General features: G+C 35.5%; 17 protein-coding genes and 1 pseudogene. 5 read left to right on the forward strand and 13 right to left on the reverse strand.

What is annotated here, in order from left to right; all coding sequences use genetic code 11:
* The 7 genes and pseudogenes from DW904_RS10635 to DW904_RS10655 form a co-directional block, all read right to left on the reverse strand.
* Window positions 1-1,053: an iron ABC transporter permease gene (locus DW904_RS10635; protein ID WP_118580301.1), complete on the reverse strand. Its 1,053-nt coding sequence runs from the start codon at window positions 1,051-1,053 to the stop codon at window positions 1-3.
* A 345-nt stretch (window positions 1,054-1,398) separates the two neighbouring features.
* Complete coding sequence (gene ltrA / locus DW904_RS10640; protein WP_118580340.1) at window positions 1,399-2,694, reverse strand: group II intron reverse transcriptase/maturase; 1,296 nt, start codon at window positions 2,692-2,694, stop codon at window positions 1,399-1,401.
* Between the two features lie 717 nt (window positions 2,695-3,411).
* Window positions 3,412-4,703: pseudogene (locus DW904_RS10645) on the reverse strand (IS110 family transposase).
* 100 nt (window positions 4,704-4,803) lie between these two features.
* Window positions 4,804-4,980: a hypothetical protein gene (locus DW904_RS22865; protein ID WP_173736147.1), complete on the reverse strand. Its 177-nt coding sequence runs from the start codon at window positions 4,978-4,980 to the stop codon at window positions 4,804-4,806.
* A gap of 114 nt (window positions 4,981-5,094) precedes the next feature.
* Window positions 5,095-5,547: a hypothetical protein gene (locus DW904_RS10650; protein WP_233456117.1), complete on the reverse strand. Its 453-nt coding sequence runs from the start codon at window positions 5,545-5,547 to the stop codon at window positions 5,095-5,097.
* Window positions 5,548-5,633: 86 nt separating this feature from the next.
* A complete protein-coding gene (locus DW904_RS22870) occupies window positions 5,634-5,807 on the reverse strand; it encodes a hypothetical protein (RefSeq protein WP_173736148.1) in 174 nt (57 codons plus the stop codon).
* Window positions 5,808-6,246: 439 nt separating this feature from the next.
* Window positions 6,247-6,939 carry a hypothetical protein gene (locus tag DW904_RS10655; protein WP_117854346.1) on the reverse strand — a complete coding sequence of 231 codons (693 nt, stop codon included), beginning with the start codon at window positions 6,937-6,939 and terminating at the stop codon, window positions 6,247-6,249.
* A gap of 276 nt (window positions 6,940-7,215) precedes the next feature.
* On the opposite strand from DW904_RS10655, the gene DW904_RS10660 reads away from it, so the two are divergent.
* From DW904_RS10660 to DW904_RS10680, 5 genes are all read left to right on the forward strand, one after another.
* Window positions 7,216-7,878 (forward strand): hypothetical protein, encoded by a 663-nt coding sequence (locus tag DW904_RS10660; protein ID WP_118580304.1) that lies wholly within the window; start codon window positions 7,216-7,218, stop codon window positions 7,876-7,878.
* Window positions 7,865-8,230, forward strand: coding sequence for a helix-turn-helix transcriptional regulator (locus tag DW904_RS10665; RefSeq protein ID WP_117854344.1), 366 nt, complete (start codon window positions 7,865-7,867; stop codon window positions 8,228-8,230). The genes DW904_RS10660 and DW904_RS10665 overlap by 14 nt, the downstream gene beginning before the upstream one ends.
* A gap of 677 nt (window positions 8,231-8,907) precedes the next feature.
* Entirely contained in the window at window positions 8,908-9,504 is a 597-nt protein-coding gene (locus tag DW904_RS10670; protein ID WP_226815536.1) for a nucleotide-binding protein, read from the forward strand.
* Between the two features lie 85 nt (window positions 9,505-9,589).
* Window positions 9,590-10,096, forward strand: a complete 507-nt coding sequence (locus DW904_RS10675) for a transposase (RefSeq protein WP_237963662.1) — start codon at window positions 9,590-9,592, stop codon at window positions 10,094-10,096.
* A 134-nt stretch (window positions 10,097-10,230) separates the two neighbouring features.
* Window positions 10,231-11,157: a hypothetical protein gene (locus tag DW904_RS10680; RefSeq protein ID WP_117854342.1), complete on the forward strand. Its 927-nt coding sequence runs from the start codon at window positions 10,231-10,233 to the stop codon at window positions 11,155-11,157.
* Window positions 11,158-11,299: 142 nt separating this feature from the next.
* Here DW904_RS10680 and DW904_RS10685 read toward each other — a convergent pair whose 3' ends face one another.
* From DW904_RS10685 to DW904_RS10710, 6 genes are all read right to left on the reverse strand, one after another.
* Window positions 11,300-12,670 (reverse strand): P-loop NTPase fold protein, encoded by a 1,371-nt coding sequence (locus tag DW904_RS10685; RefSeq protein ID WP_118580310.1) that lies wholly within the window; start codon window positions 12,668-12,670, stop codon window positions 11,300-11,302.
* A 34-nt stretch (window positions 12,671-12,704) separates the two neighbouring features.
* The gene (locus DW904_RS10690) at window positions 12,705-13,082 is read right to left on the reverse strand and encodes a hypothetical protein (protein WP_243110381.1); all 378 of its coding nucleotides are present in this window, start codon (window positions 13,080-13,082) and stop codon (window positions 12,705-12,707) included.
* 217 nt (window positions 13,083-13,299) lie between these two features.
* Complete coding sequence (locus tag DW904_RS22875) at window positions 13,300-13,581, reverse strand: hypothetical protein (protein ID WP_202187707.1); 282 nt, start codon at window positions 13,579-13,581, stop codon at window positions 13,300-13,302.
* Window positions 13,581-15,098 carry an AAA family ATPase gene (locus tag DW904_RS10700; protein WP_173717316.1) on the reverse strand — a complete coding sequence of 506 codons (1,518 nt, stop codon included), beginning with the start codon at window positions 15,096-15,098 and terminating at the stop codon, window positions 13,581-13,583. Before DW904_RS10700 ends, DW904_RS22875 begins: the two co-directional genes overlap by 1 nt.
* A gap of 204 nt (window positions 15,099-15,302) precedes the next feature.
* Window positions 15,303-15,485, reverse strand: a complete 183-nt coding sequence (locus tag DW904_RS23890; protein ID WP_226815537.1) for a helix-turn-helix domain-containing protein — start codon at window positions 15,483-15,485, stop codon at window positions 15,303-15,305.
* A gap of 928 nt (window positions 15,486-16,413) precedes the next feature.
* The coding region (locus DW904_RS10710) for a site-specific integrase (RefSeq protein WP_147422312.1) at window positions 16,414-17,482 on the reverse strand (1,069 nt) is incomplete at its 5' end.

Consider the following 17,482-nt stretch of genomic DNA (forward strand, 5'->3'; position numbering starts at 1 on the left):
TTAATTTCCTCTCTTCTTTCGCAACATCATGAATATAACTACTGGTGCTCCAAAGATGGAGGTAACGGTGCTGATGTTCAGCTCCAGAGGCGCGAACGCCATTCTGGCGATCAGGTCACACATCATACAGAAAACAGCACCTCCCAGGAAGGTTCCCGGAATGATGATCAGCGGTCTGGATGTACCAAAGCTTCTTTTCATTAGAAATGGAACTGCAATTCCAACAAAGGAAATAGGTCCTGCAAAAGCAGTTACTGTTGCAGACAAAATGCTGGAAAGCAGGATTAATGCAACACGGAAAAACTTAATATTCACACCCATGCTCTGCGCATAAGCTTCTCCCAGCTGATAAGCTCCAATGGGCTTTGACAACAGGAACGTAAGGAGCAGGGTGACACCTATAACTGCACAGGAAATGTAAACATTACTCCAGCTCATACCAGAGAAGCTTCCCTGTGACCATCCATGAAGATTTACAATATTTGAGTCATCTGCAAAGGTTACCACGAAGTCTGTAACTGCGGAACAGATATATCCGATCATGATTCCGGCAACCAGAAGGGTAGCCATGTGCTTGATCCTTTTGGAATTCAAAAGAATAAATCCAATGGAAATCAAGGAACCTATAAAGGCAGCGATGATCAAAGTATAAGAGGTTACATTCTGGGCGATTTCAAGATAGTAGATCATAGTAAGTGCAACTACCATTTTGGCACCGGAGGAAATTCCCAGAACAAAAGGTCCTGCAATGGGATTTTCAAAAAAGGTCTGAAGAAGAAAACCAGATAAAGATAATGCACCTCCAAGGATGGCTGCCATCAGGATCCTGGGAAGACGGATCTTCCAGATGATGCTGTATTCCTTGGTGTCAGTGGCTTTTTTCAAAAGGATATTTACGATCTCAGACAGGGAAATATGAACATTTCCTGTATTGATATTCAAAACTGTGATCAGGCCAAACGCCAGGATCAACAGAACAAAAACCAATGTATAGCGAGATCTTCTCTTAAAGTTCTCCATGTGGAAACTGGTTCCATCGGATTGTCTGTTCATTCTAATTATACTCCTCATATAATCAAGTGTTTTTTATTGAAAATTCAAGGTTTTTCAACCTTTCATATCTCAGTGAATAAGCCACAGCTATGAGCATTTCGATGTATCAGGTACTGAAATAGCGGTTGAATGGTATACGAAATAAAACGTCATTGATTTTCGCTTTACTGGCCTTGTGTATACCCTTCCCTCTATGGCAGCTAACCTCCTATATCCACCAGGATCATCTCTGTCTCCAGAGGTCCTAACTTGTCGGGTAGAAACACCTATTACTAGGTATATCCCCCACAGATCCGTACGTGCCCAATTCAGGCATACGGCTCTTCACGACACTTATGCCTCAGATTATCCATATAGGCTCACATAAATACGTGGTCTTACTATAGGATGCTCCTTCAAAAACTGATTGAATCCATCCCATGTATAACTTTTCCTCTGACTACGCCTATTCATCCAAAAATAAAGAATCTGAATAACTCTCTTACGGAAGTTATCCATCATTTGATAGTTATCACTTATTCCATAATAATGGTAATACCCGATTAAAATCTGATTTACTTTTGCAAGAATATATTTCTTCTTTTCAAATCTCATGTCGCGTATAGTGATATTCATCTGTTTACATTTCTTCCGATATTTCTTATTGGCAGTTTTATGTTTTACTCTGAAATTACCGTTTCGGCTTTTGGAACAATAATGAGTGAATCCTAGGAAGTCAAATGTTTCTGGTTTGTTCCCCTGTCTTTTAAGGTTATCAGCAGCGAATCGACCAAAATAAATTAATCGAGTCTTTGATTCCTCTAAGGACAGTCCGAAGTGATTCATCCTTCTCTTAAGATGTTCATAAAAGAGTTCTGCGTCATTCTTATATTGAAAGCAGCACACAAAATCATCCGCATAGACAACTATGTCTGCATATCCTTTTAGCAGTGGTCTTATTTTCTCATTAAACCACCATACAAGAACATAATGCATATATATGTTCGCAATTATTGGTGAACATACGCTTCCCTGTCCGGCACCGAATTCGTTAACATAAAATTCTCCATTCTTAAGAATACCTGCTTTGAGCATCTTTTCTACCAGTCGGAGCACACTGTTATCTGTAATTCGTGATGAAATAAATTTCATTATCCAGTCATGATTCAAATTATCAAAGAAGCCTTTTATATCGGCATCCAGTATATAATTCGTCTTATGTCCTTCAATCATGTCATTTAGTTTTCTTATAGCTCCATGGCAGTTGCGGTTTGGTCTGAAGCCGCACATATTGCTGTAGAAATGGGGCTCAAAGACCGATTCCAAAACTTTCCTAAGTGCTTCCTGAACCAGTTTATCTTCATATGAATAGATACTAAGAGGTCTGGTTTTACCATTCTCTTTTGGTATTTCCACTTTACGTGCTGGTTTAGGTCGATAACTTTTATTCTTAAGCTTCTCCACTAGCTGTTTTAGATTGTTATCAAGATTTGAGTTATATTCTTCTTTTGAAATGCCATCAATCCCGACCGCTTTTCTGCCATCCATTTTGTAGTGGCATTCTTTAAGCATCTCAATGTTAATCAAATGCCCAATAGAATTAAATTTCATTTCTGGATGTTGTTTTGATAATTCTGAGATTCTCTCAAGTTTTGTTGTCATTATTTGTCCTACCTCTGAGTGTAGATAATGTTTCCCTTTTGATATGATGTCGTGTGGCTGGATATATGTTATCCGTTCTCGACTTCCCTCCAGTGGCATTACCCACCTTCATTAGTACTATTCGGCCATCCGACTACCTATACTCCATTTGATTTCCTTTTCTCATTCGTACGTCATACCTGTTAACACAGGAAAGTATAGGTTCTCCCCAGGTAACATACAGACATTGTAAAACATGGCTGGCTCTCAGACTCCGCCGTAGCATATGCTTCCTAACCCAAACAGAAACATACGTATTGTCTTCCGCCCGAAAGAAAACGTCGACCTACGGGTTACGTAGATTTCGGAGCTCAATCACTTTCAGCCCTATTTCCTAACTGTTTACACTTAGAATACATCGTTACCTCTGTATCCCCAAAACTCGCTACCAGTGGTGCGGCTACACCTTACTGGATAAGATTTCCACTCATTAATCTGTATGCCCTTCTGGGCGTACCCTTCGTCCTGCCTGCCCATAACCAGGGTGTCAGCTATGCTCCTTAACGGGGTCATGTGCCCATGGTGACTATTTCTGCCGACTACTGGCTCATTCTTTGTATTGTTGATTACTGACTTGCTTCCTGTACCAGCACTGTGAGCAGTGGACGTTATCTGTTACATTCTGCTTGATTCAGTGGCTGTCCACATGACAGCCTCCACTATAGTTACTTGTCTTTCTTACGCAGCCTGTAGATAAACTGCCGGTCTCTTGATGTCACTGACCATTTTTTCGGATCATAATCCACACCTTTAGTCAGCATCGCATAAAAGACACGTATCAACTTGGCTGCAATCGCCATAAGTGACTGCATTTTTTTCAACGGATTCAGCCTTCTGGTTGTGTAATAATTATGGAGTTCCCTGAACTCCTGGTTCTTCGACACAAGTGACATTGCAACCTCAAAGAGCAGATATCTGAGTCTCTTTCGACCTCGTCTGCTTATTGTTGTCTCGCCTTTGTGCTTTCCCGAACTATTTTCAACCAATGCCAATCCTGCAAGCTTCTGCAGTTCCTTCGGATTATTGAAGCGGCTGATATCACCTACTTCTGCAAGGAACCCTGACACTGTCCTGATTCCCACTCCTTTGATCTCTAACAGCTTTTCAGCCATCGGAATCTTTCTTACCAGTTCTTCAATTAGAACCATAACTTCTTGTAGACGCGTATTTCTGGATTCATAGTCCTCCAGAAGCATTCGGATTTCCATTCTTGCAGACACCGCACCTTCTTTGCTTCCAACGCTGTGCTCTGCAGCTTCTATCAGGGTCTTTGCCCTCGCTTTTCCAACTGCTCTTAACTTCGCATCACGCCAGATTTGGTTCACTCCATCGATACCTAACGTCAGGATATCTTCAGGGAGTGGTGCTGTTTTAAGGATGAGTATTCCGCTCTTGGCATCCGGCTTTCCATATACCGTCTTATATTCAGGAAAATATATATTGAACCAACGACTGATCCTGTTTTGAATTCTTGTAAGTTCCGCCTGTAACTGGAATCTTATGTTTGATGCTGTTCTAAGATCAGCGTAAACACCATCCGGCAGGTATGGGATCATGTAACGTCCCTCTCTAACTAATCCTGCTATAACTTTCGGATCCTTACGGTCATTTTTAGTCGGATTATTGTCGTCGAGTTCTTTTGATTTTTTCACATGGTGAGGATTTACAAGAACCGGTTTCATTTCATTATCATGTAGAAACTTTCCAAGATTGAACCAGTAGTGCCCGGTCGGTTCCATACCTGGAACCACCTTATCCTTCTCATGTCTTTCTTTGAGGTCCAGGATCCATTCCTTAAATGTCACAAATCCAGCCTCTGTGTTGCTAAACTTAAATGGCTTCTTCGAATACTCGATTCCTCTGTAATCAAAAGCTCTGGCATAGTGCGTTTCACTTCCGACATCAATTCCGAGTACCAAAGTTTTTTCTGTAATAGCTTCAATTTTTGCGTTCTGTGTGTTAGACTTCATTGTAAATACCTCTCTGTATAATAAGATTTTTACTAACCTGCCAGTCAGTAGTCTTATTGTACTCTGAGGTATTTTTAATTTTCAACATCCACGTTTTTTATTATACAGGAAGCTCCATATACGAAATTCTTCTATTAGTTGTCCTATAATATTTTCCTTCATACTCAATCACTTCTTCCAATTCCCCTGGCAGTGTATCTAAAATTTCTACTCCAGAATTGAATTCACAGTTTTCTGTTTTCATCTGCTTATTACCGGTATCAACTGAAATAATCATTTGTTTTTTCTCCCTTCAAAACCAAATGTAAAATTACTATACGCCTTGTATGCGTCTCTGCAATTTCACTATAGTGATTTTGGAAAATCTGTGTCAATAGGATTTCTGAAATAGTTATTTTTCTTCATAATCTTTGCATATCAGTTTTAATATGCGCTCGCTTTCCCCTTCATAGCCCCATAATATGCTTCCAACAGCTTCAAAAGCCTGTTCTCTCCAACGGAAGTATGTAGTTCTATGGATTCTGGTATATTGCGGAAAATGAGGCTCCAATTTATCTAATATTTCTTCTACATTTTCCAGTTTTGTTGAGGATAGATAGCTGTAATAGAGCACCCAATAGTATCGCTCGCCTTGCGGATGATACCTTCGCATAAGATCGACTGCTTCATCAATTAAACGTAGATACTGGTTTGATCGGCTGATTGCCTCTACCCGTTCTTTCTCGGATGCTAAATCTCTTTCCACATCCATTCCAGCCTGATAAATGGTGTCTAAGAATTCATCCACATCTGTGCCATACTCCATATGGAATCTTCTTTTTACCTGGCTGATTTTAATTTGCATTTGCCAGTTTACCACCCGGTATATCTTAAATAACTTTATTACATCATGATATGCGGTATTATCTTCCCCCTTATACTCCTTTGAAATTACTCCTGATCTTCCCCTTGCCACAGCTTTGTCTCATCCTTTCTTTTTTCATTTAGTTTTCTAAATGCCTCATCCATCTCATCGTCCATTTTTTCAGCTCTAACAAGGCAGCAATACATTAGTACAATAACCACTGCCAGCAAGGCCAAGAAAAAGAGCCAAAAATGCCACATTTTCGCTTCCTCCGTTTCTGAATTATAGAGTGGTACTATACTCTCCTATTATAAATAATGGAAAAAATTGTCGAAATGTGTAAAAAAATAAAAAAAATTGGGATTTATTTAAGATTTTTTCAATAGAAAAAGAAATTATTATAAGACACTATTGAGATTTCAATTTTATCACAAAAGTTTACTGCGCCATATAAATATAATCACAACAAAGCCAATGCTAAACTTATATCAACATTGCCGAATAGATTTATTTTTCATTTTGCGCAAAAATACGATAAACTATACCATTTACGCAATGCTCATTTTATATATCAGCATAAGATATCCTTGATTTTACTAATATTTCAAGCACTGCAAAGTAAACTTCGGTGAAGTCAGTACATACTCAGTTGCTTTGCAACTTATTTGTGAATAGCCTTTCATGTTCAGAGCAATTCTATCAGACAAAGAAATCCTTCATAAACGCATTCTCTTCACTAAAATTTTGAATCAGCACACTTGACAGATTTTCTAACAAATGCAATGGCTCCTTTTTTTTGTTTAATTCCGGATTTAATCTTTCAATTAAATATGCTTCCATTTCGCTCAAATACCTTTCAGCTCTACTATAAGGCGAAATAAATTCAAGTGGCACATATTCCTTGTCATCACTTAGAAACATAACCGTTCCAAAATATACTCGCTTATTGTAACCATTATAAATGGGATTATGTAATTTTAATGCTGCCAAATGACCATTAGAAAATCGACTTTTTTTAGAATCCGTCTTTCCTATATATACCAGTTTTTCTTCATGTTCATTATAAATAGTAATAAAATAAATATTATAGCAGCCAAATGGAGGTTCACCTATTTCTTGTAACACCCACCACTTTTCTTCCCTATCTAAATCATATCCGTTTTCTTCATCGATACCTGTTAATAAACAGACTTGCTCTATATATTCATGATGTTCATTCCAAGACTTTTTTAAATAACCCGTATCTATAGTATTCGCTTTATACAATTCCACTGCAATATCCAAAGAAATCCAAGCTCCATATTCTAAATTGGGCAATGCATTTGAAAAAAAATTATTTGGTGTTATACTTTCATTTCCTTTTATCCATGGTTTCAGCGGTTGATTTTTCATATTTTCTAATTCCTGTTATCTCACAATTTTTACTCTACTAATATTATATATCTTCCAACTTATTTCAGCAATCCATTTTTAAACCATGGATATATTTCCTAAAATAAAATTGTGTATTCTCTTTCCTCTTTAGTATGCTTAGATTTTCTGTTATAATAAATACACCGAATTATTCCTTCGCATGACCTAATTTTAAAGGCCTTAAATTCAAAAATAGGAGGTGTTTATAAGTAGAGGATAAACGGAATATTCAAAAAAGAGGTGATTATTATTTCAGTGAGTATAAAAAAACCGGATGGCATACAAATAGAATTAGATTCGACCAAGATTGTTGATGCCATCAGCAAATCAATCATTCGTGAAGAAGAAAAGAAGAATGAGAAAAAGTTGCGTAATTTTGCAATATTAGCTACTGGAAATGTACGGGCTAGTCGGTATATAAAAGAGCCCAAAATAAACATGTCGAAACTATTCTCTGGTATTTTCACCAGTATATGTTTCTGCAATTTTTTACAAGATTACAATGAGCGCAATATTTCTGTTACCTACATTCCAACGACAGATTACGAAAAAACAATAGTAGTTACGGCAGATTTTGTTGATACTACTATATTCGGTATGCCTGTTACAGTAAAACGTTCAACACAATTTGGTTTATTCTATGATTATTTTCAATATGATTTGAACATAGAGGAACTCTACCACGAATACGAAAGACTACTGCAGCGCAGAAAAGAACTGCGTGAATTAAGAAAATTGAAAATAAAACGTGTCAGTGAGATGATACGAGCTACATGGTTGAACAGAAATACAAATGTAGGGAGAAGTAATACGGGCAGTGTAACTGATTCGATGCTTCTTTCACTTCCTACTCCTCCGACTTCTACTGCTATTTTTAGCAGTCTGGAGTCCGGGGGTGTTGTGAGTGTTATCGGATGATGAGCTGAAAAGATACCGTGAACTACTTAACGCCCAGAATGATAGTACATATTTCAAAAAAGAAATCGGTGCTAATCTAAAAAATGCGAGGGCTAACACCCCGCTAACCCAAGAAGATGTCGCTGAAATCTTTGACTGCGATCCAAGAAAAATTCGGCGTTATGAAAATGGAGAAGTCATGTGTTCATTAACACAGCTTATTAGCTTCTGTAAGGTTTACAAATGTACGTTGGAAGATTTGATGCCAGCAGAGACTATTTCTTATGTAAGCAGTTTAGCTGGAATGGACACAGAAATGCTGAAATCAATGATGAATGTTTTTAGAAAAACTGTTGGGCTAAAAACTGCGTAAGTAATTACCTATAGTCAGTGGTTGTGCCATTCATGGTATTATCTTCCAAGAGACAAATATTCACTTTCTGTATCCTTACGATATCTTGAGGTACTGTGATTTAAACTGAAAATATATAAGTAACCATACTATGCACAAGCTTAACAAAGAGAAAGAAATCACCCCAAAAGCAAAATCATATTAAGAAAAACTGAAAATATTTTTGAAAAATCGGACATGCCGTGTCTAGGTAAACAGATAACTACTTCACGGTATGTCTGTTTTTTATTATTTTGGAGCTTGTTAAGCGATGAAATACCCGAAAAAAGCAGGTAAAGAATGAAAATTTAATTACCATGCCATGTCCTGTTAAGGCACATAATTTTGAATTATTATAAGCTTGCCTCAAGGGAACAAGGACATGAGATATCACAATGCCACACACTCTCTAAAAGATGCATTATAACATGCCCTGCCTTGAAGACTAATAATATCTCAAAGTCGGATGCATACGACAGTGGAAGTTTATAACAATTCAGCACTTAGACAGTAAATTACATGATAACAGCAAGTCTGATGAGCGGATTGTGTAGACACCCCTTGTCTGTGTGTTTTTTTCTTATCCAGACTAAAAATCTAAGCCAATGGGTGTCCAATCATAACGACCGCTGTGTATGCGTCCCAGAAAGGACACGAAAATGGATAATAACATAACTATTCAGAACACCATATCAATTGGCATTGAAATCCCCCCTGAAACGTTTATAAATGAAAAAACGATAAACGTTCAAAACTTGATTATTGAATCTAGTAGCACCAATAATGGCACAATTTGTATTCCTGATAATGTTTCTAATAATATTGTTGTTCCAAGTAAAAAGAAAAAAATTTTTATTGTTCATGGGCACGATAATGAAGTAAAGCTTGAAGTTGCCCGCTTCATAGAAAAAATTGGACTTGAGCCTATAATTTTGCACGAACAAGTAAACAGTGGAATGACAGTTATAGAGAAAATTGAAAAATACTCAGATGTAGAATTTGGAATTGTTTTATATACCCCTTGCGACTTGGGATATGTAAAAGGGAAGAAGAAAGAAAAAAAGGCCAGGGCAAGACAAAATGTTGTATTTGAACATGGTTACTTAATTGGTAAATTAGGTAGAAATAATGTGTGTGCATTAGTCAAAGGTGATATTGAATTACCAAATGATATTTCTGGCATTGTTTATATTCAATTAGATAGTAATGGCAGCTGGAAAATTCCTTTAGCAAAAGAACTAAAGCTATGTATTTAAAACCTCTCAAAAGAAGGAATTTGTCCATGGCCATGATATTACCGTTTATAATTATGGAGCGGATCACCAGGAATGTCTTGCCCATGTGCTGCGTTACCTAAAGGACAGTATAGATAATGAGCTTGACCGCACTTGGAACAAAGAGATGCGTTCGCTGTTACAGGATATGATTCATTTCTGCAACGGATGCCAGCCATTTCTGGAACCAGAGCCGGTAAAGATCTCTGAATTAGAAAAAAGGTACCGGGAGGTACTGGAAACAGTCAGAACGGAATATGGAAACGTTCCAGCAAACAAGTATTACAGGGATGGGTATAACTTATTTCTGAGAATGGAGAAATATATGCAGAACAATCTGATGTTCCTGCATGATTCCCGTGTACCTGCCACTAATAATGAAGCCGAAAGGCGTCTAAGAAGCTATAAGCGGAAACAGGCGCAGGCTGTAACATTCAGGAGTTTCGAAAGTATCGATTATCTCTGTCAATGCATGAGCATGTTTGTTTTGATGCGGCTGGAAGAACCAGCGAATAATTGGACAGAGTGTCCGGGATATTCAGATAAGAAAACTGATGGCTTTGACAATTATTAGTCTGCACCTTCGTTTTTCTCAAGTCCAGCTAACTTCTGAGCAGTAACTGACCGATATTTTTTGACATAATTAGAGTTTAAGCTTTATTGTAAATCCGCTTCCATTATGATAATATAATATTAGAAAATATAACTTTGAAAAAGATCCAGTTACTTAACTTGAAAGAAGGTGCCGAAATAAACTTTTCAGCCAATACTCAAAATCATACAAATGAGGAATCTGATCACTATATGAAACAAACTGTAAAAGCCAGTGTTTTTGAAGATTTATTTTCAAATAAGGAATATCTGCTGCAACTTTACCAGGCTTTGCATCCTGAAGATACTACCGTCTTGGAATCAGATCTGGAATATGTCACTCTCCAACAGGTAATGGCCAATAACCCATATAATGATCTTGGATTTAAAGTTGGTTCCCGCTTAATGATTCTCGTAGAAGCACAGTCAACCTGGACAGAAAATATTATTGTCAGATGTATTATGTATCTGGCTCAGACCTGGAAAGATTATTTTATTTCTTCCAAACAAAGCGTTTACGCTTCGACGAAATTGGAATTTCCAGAACCAGAATTATATGTTCTATATACTGGTTCCAAAACAATTAGCAAAACCGAAATTTCTCTTTCTGAAGAATTTTTTGCTGGAAAACCAATTGCAATTGATGCAAAGGTAAAGGTTCTAATAACCGGTAAAAACAACGATATTATTACCCAATACGTTTTATTTACCAAGGTCATTGATGAACAAAGAAACCTGTATAAAAATAATACGCAAACAGCTATTACAGAAACTATTCGTATTTGTAAGGATAAAAATATTTTAAAAGAATATCTTGAAAATCACGAAAAGGAGGTCATTGATATTATGGTAACCTTATATAGTCAGGAAGAAGTTTTACGTGATTATGTTACAAGTGAAAAATTTACCTCAGAGGTAAAAGGCATCGTCGAACTTTCACAGGAACTTGGCCGTTCTTTCGCAGACACAGTTTCCTATGTTGCAAAAAAATGCAACGTTTCCAAAGACATTGCGGAACGGAAAGTGAATTCTTTTTGGAATTGATTGAATGAGTTGAATTCTCCTTGGTCCCTGGAAGCTTATAACCTAGCTGAAAAGTAACCAATAAATCGACACCGAGCAGGAGGCTAATCATTAATTGATTAGCCCCTCTGGTCTACACATAATTTATCTGATACTTATACCTTTATATTTCGTAATTCGCATATTGAGATAACATACTTGCTGCCACCAGAACAAATTTTCTTGAATCAGCATCAAATTCACATTTACCTATTGTTTTTTGGTAATCATTGCCAGAATATTTATTTACAAATATAGCATTATAAATCTCAAGAATTTTTTCTTCAGGTGTAATCAATTTCTTTTTTTCTATTTGAGAAAAAGATTCATCCTCTTTTAAGAAACGACAAAGTAGTCCAGTACTAAATTCTTTAGTGTTTAATATATCAACCATAGGTTTTCCACTTTTTCCAGAAATAAACTGTTCATACATTGATATATCTACCATTTTCAATCCTATAATAATTGGAACTATACAAGATAACATAAATTGTCTAGCTTCTCCATCTGGAAATATACAATTCCATTTTTCATCATCATGTGTAGGAACATAGGCCGCAGTTCGTACCTGCCGATAAAAACGAGTTATTTCTCTTAATTGCATATTATAAACATCAATAATACGTCTAGAAATTATTTCTAAATAGTACCTTCCATTTAACTCTATATTCATGTAAAATTTCTTTTTGTCAACCGGAGGCAAGTTAATTCTTAAATAAAAGAATCGATCTAAATATCTACACGCATCAAATGAATCTCCATAATAATTTTTTATTGTATGCTGCAATTCCTCTGTGTTAATTGATAATACGTATGTAATTCTCTCATCGTGCATGTAATGTTTTATTTGTTCTAATAATCGAACTGTAAAACTGGGTTTACATCTATCCAATTCATCAATAAAAACTACTAATCGATTTCCACGCTCATTCAATGCTTCTGAAAAAAAATCTTTCAATTTTTCTTCTAACGCCTTTTGTTCTTTGAATTTTGAGAGTGGATTATCGCTCTTCAAATTTTCTATAATTCCCTTAAGATTTTTTCCACTAAAAACATCTAAAACTGCACCGCCCAATTTGAAAAAATCTGTATCAGGATCAAATGTATAGGTCATCCCCAACTGCTTCGCGATTTCATATACAAGTGACACAATAGGATCTGTATCATTATCATTTTCCCATGCATCATAATATATAGCAAGATTACAATCATTATAATTATCACTTTCAGTCAAGAATAATTTTGATAGTATCTTCTCTCTTTTTTCTTTTTCAATTATACTTACAGGGTTTTTTGCATTAATCACCATCGTAGATTGTTTTATAAAAAATGTTTTTCCGCTTCCCCATTTTCCATCTACCGCAATAGTACTTGCTCCCTTCTGCGCAAGCAGCAGATTATAAAAATATGATAATTGCTGATTTCGCCCCAGCAGATCCGCTTCCAATGTTTTTATTAAATTTTCCTCTGTTGGCAGTATCTCAAAATTTTCCATTTTATCTTTCCTCATCTGAATTTTATTTCTTCCCTTACAAATAGCTGAAATTAGTCCTTTCCTTTACATATTTCTGGCAAATATTCATTCCAGTACCACTCGCTATCAATAATTGATTGATATAACGCAGTTTCCATGAATTAAGTGAAATGGATTTTTCATCTTTAATCAAATCTTGTAAAACTTCAACAGCTAGTTCCTTTTTTCCTTTTTGAAAACATTCTTTTAATCTTGTTTCCCGACTGCAATACTCTTCTGCTGCATGCAATTTATATATATTATTCAAGCAAAATCCTTGTTCAGAAAACGAATGACATATTCGCTGTCTTTTCTCTTCAGATATATCAATTGGTGGATCTGCATAAATTGAAATGAAACCGGTTCCATTTCTATAAGTTTTGCCTTCAGCCACACACAGTCATCAAAATTATCATAATATGGATGAAATGGCTCTTCTACACGATTATGAAATGTTGAATCTAACTTTCCAGTATTACAATCTGAACAAGCTGGAATAAGATTATAAGGTGTAACAGTGTAAGCAACATACTTTGATTTTGGCAAAAAATGATCCACTGTTTTTACTAAATTTTGTTGACAATAAGGACATTTTCCATAGGGTGCCAAAGCTAAGATTTTATCATAAAATGCTCTATTCGGTTGATTTTTCGGAACAAATCTTTGCGTATATAGAGCTTCCATATCTTCTTTAGTTGCAATATTGTCAATTGTGTCATGCTCGGTATTATATGCAATTGTCCATGCTGAGCTAATTCATCATATTCTTCTGTTTTTTTCTTTATTTTTTCCTTAACTAATGTGATTCTCTTTTTTCGAGGATTTTGCATATGAACCAAACAATTATCTATAATCGTTTCCATATCAAACTGTGGCTTTTCTAACTTTTTCATTAAGTGTTTTCCTTATCATACATATACGCTCGAAGTATTGATTTGGCTTCTTTTCCAAGTTCTCCTTGAAACTCGTTGAGAGCTTTTTCATATGAGTTTTTCCTATCAGCAACATTCTTTAGAATTGTATGAAATCCAGTGCTTCCAACATCATAGCCAAAAATCTCTGTAGTTATTTCCCCCAGATTTTCTCCAAAAGTTTCAATTTCTGGATGTTCAAATTTTCGATACTTCCCATGTCCCCTAATTTTCCATACGCATCTTCTAGGCACTTCCTGCACAATAACAGGAGAATGGGTTGCAATAATAGCAACTCCATTTCTGTAACTCATTAACTCTGATAATGCCCGAATAAAAGCTGATACAAGCGGTGGATGTAAATGCTCTTCTGGTTCATCCATGATTACAAGTGTTTTTTCTTCTACAAAATTAACCAAATTTACAACCGTTAACAAAATAATTTTATGTCCTGAACTCAACTTTGAAAACTGATTATTAATAATTTCGCGAAAGAAATTCTTTTCAATATTATTTTTTTCTTCTATTGACTTTTCTGTTGCAAGTATCATTTTCTCTAACTTACTTTTTTCTTGAGATATCCAAGATCCTATATCTAATTCTTTAAACGTCGAATCTGTTTCTAGGATTTTAACAGAGCGTTTCCATAATTCATTTTTGGTAATGCTTTTAATCACATTCCAGTAGCTTTCAAAAAACATATCTGGCAATTGATCATATTTTACATTTCGCTTCCGAATATCATTTTCATAACGTACATCTATCAATCCAATATACTTATAAAATATCATTTTGTCAAAGACATCAACTTCAGTAATGGGATCATCAAACATACTAAAAGAAATATTAACAATATTTGAAAAGTTTCCTCCCCAGCCAGTAATGAATTCTCCATATGTATGCAAATCATTATTACATAATAAAGTTTTAAGCATTTTTTTTATAATTGTAGTTTTCCCTATTCCATTTTTTCCTATAAGGACATAAATATTACTTGGTGGGGTATTATTCTCTCCCTCCACATAAAAATCTAGCTCTAAATTTTCGCCAGTAGTAATGTCTTTATCAGGCAAAATGTATTTAAAATCATAATCTGTCAGGACAGCGCCACCATCCGCAATTCTATGAAACTGTTCTTTGACTGCATAATATGAAAAGTCTCTCATAAGAGAACGCTGAGTAACGCGTTCCTCGCGAACAGTCTCCAATAACTTCAAATCATACGCTATATCATGCAATGCTATTAGAATTTCTACACGTGGAATTCCTTCTCTTTTAAGATTTTTATAATATTCCAAACTTACACCAAGTGAAAAATAATCTGTAGGTAATGTTTCAAATTCGTCTGGAATATCTGGGCGATCTTCTGTTTGTCCAATTCTACCAATTCGTACTCCACCAATATGTTGATTTTTATAATACATTTGGTACATAGTTCGATATTCAAAATAATCATTCCAATTATCATTTGTCAAATAAACGATTTCTGAATTGGTCATCACACAATTTCTACTTACAATGTTAAACTTCATATGTGTTCTTTATTCACTCCCCACTATTATTTTGTAATAAATTCTAACTAATTTTCTTCTACTCGCAGAATTTTCTGATATTTCGCCAAACCATGTCAAATAAATAAAGTGGCGAGATGCTCACTGTAACATCCCGCCAGGCTCCTACTCTGTAAAATATAATTTGTTTGCTTAGATCATGTTTAATCTTTTATACTGATAGCAATTCAGCATTTTTATAGTATCTTCAATCTGTTTTTCATCCATTCCTGCAACATCAGCAATCTGAGCGATTGTATAGCCTTTATCGCACATTTTCATAATCATTTCTCGTTTACCAATTTCAATTCCAGCTTCTTTAATTTTCTGACTCAAATTACATATGGCACTCACATCCTCTCTGAAATCTTTTTCAATCGGAATCTTATATTCATTTTCTATAATATCCAGTTTTTCATCTACAGATAGATCTGAGACAACAGAGCTCCCAGTAATTTATGTAACTCATATTTTTCTTCATGAATAGGAATATCTTCCGATAGACCAATCATTACAATATTGATCAAATCAAGTTTTCCCTTCCAGGCATGTAAATTCACAATGCTTTCTTTTACTAGATGAATATGTTCCAGACTATTTTCAGTCATATTCATACAAACACAAATAGAATAAACGCATTTAATATCGTTATAGCTTGTCCAGGATGCTTTTCTGACCAAGTAACCTTTTCGCACTTTCATCATATTGTGCGTCTTTATCTGTCGTAAGAATTGAATTTTTAATCTCTGTGTTCAACGGTATTCTCCCTTTCTACAGTATATCAAATCTGTTCTTCGACTATATTGTTATTATACTCTAAAGTTGCAACTGTAACAATAATATTTTTCTATTTTAGTGTCCAAAAAGGACCGAACTTTACATAAATAAATGTAAAATCCGGCCCACTTCTCATGTTCTTATAACCAAACTGTACTCAAGATCTGGTGTTAAAAAATTTTTTCTAGGTTGTTTTACTGCACTGGACACTACACTGTTTTTGAGAATATACCATGCAATTTACTACTATTTTGTGCCACTCTTAAAAGTCTCCGAGTAATCAAAAAATACCGCAAAATCAAGTGTTTTTAATCTTTTCCATCAATTATACAAAATACCTGTCAAGTATGGGTGACATCTTAATAGTATCTGCGGAAGCCCTTATTTTATGCGGGTTTGTGGCATCTTCCAAACTGTTTTGACCACCTTTTGACCACCTTTTGGTATTTTTTGTATTATCAGTGTTATTTTCCATAATTTTCCTTTGTTATTTTTCTGGTATAGCCGGAACTTTTTCCTCTTCATATTTCTCCGAGAATTTATTAAATTCATCTGAAATATACTCCTGTTCCAAGTGTGTATAATATTCCGTCATGTTAACATGCGCGTGACCTACAATCTTGCGAACGGTAAATGGTGACATACCAGATTGATTCATTCTCGTGACAAAAGTATGCCGAAACTTATGCGGATGTACACTAAACAAATGTGGTTCCCGATTTTCTCGTTTGGCTAATTCTGTCTCTTTTTTTTCAATAATTTTCAATATCCGTGAACATTCTGCCGAAGCATATTGTGGAAGGTATGCTCCTCCTGGTTTTGTGATAAAAATAAGATCAGGATATTTTTCTATAAAGGAATTATTCTTCCCCCATTCCGTTCCATATTTCTCTTTATCTACAAGTTGTTTTTGTTCCCAGGAGCGAAAAGCAGCTTCTACGCCTTCTGTCATAGGCACATAACGATAACTAGCTTTCTTTTTCGGCGTAGTAATCTGTTTCTTTGAGTATGTTTCCTCCAGGCGGTTCTTACTATCATCATAAAATACCGTCGTCTCATTTAAAGTTTTATAGACACGAATACGATGCTTTTCAAAATCAATATCAGACCACAAAAGTGCTGAAATTTCTCCTATGCGTAGCCCCGTATTTAACAGGATATAAAATAACTCATAATATCTTGTATTTTTAGCACCATTAAGAAATGCATCAACTTCCTCTTTTGATAAAACCTTTGACTCATCTTCCGTAATTGGATCAAACGTTATAGCTTCATGCTGCGAGATAGAAATACCGATTCCAGGGTTCATTGGAATCAATCTGTTATCTACTGCGCTCTGTAATAACTGTTTTACAATACTCAAAGTATGGGTCACAGAAGATGGCGCGTAGCCATCTTCCTGCAACCTTTCAACCATATTATGAATATGAGCTGGAGTAAGACAATCCAGCCTTACAGATCCAATAAAGTCGGTTGCTCTTTCAAAGCCGTCTACATATCCTCGGACTGTATTCGTCTTAATGCGTCCAATTTTATAAAGTTTCATCCATTCATCA

Origin of the sequence: Ruminococcus sp. AM42-11 (genome assembly GCF_003480145.1) — a bacterium.
Lineage (GTDB): Bacteria > Bacillota > Clostridia > Lachnospirales > Lachnospiraceae > Blautia_A > Blautia_A faecis.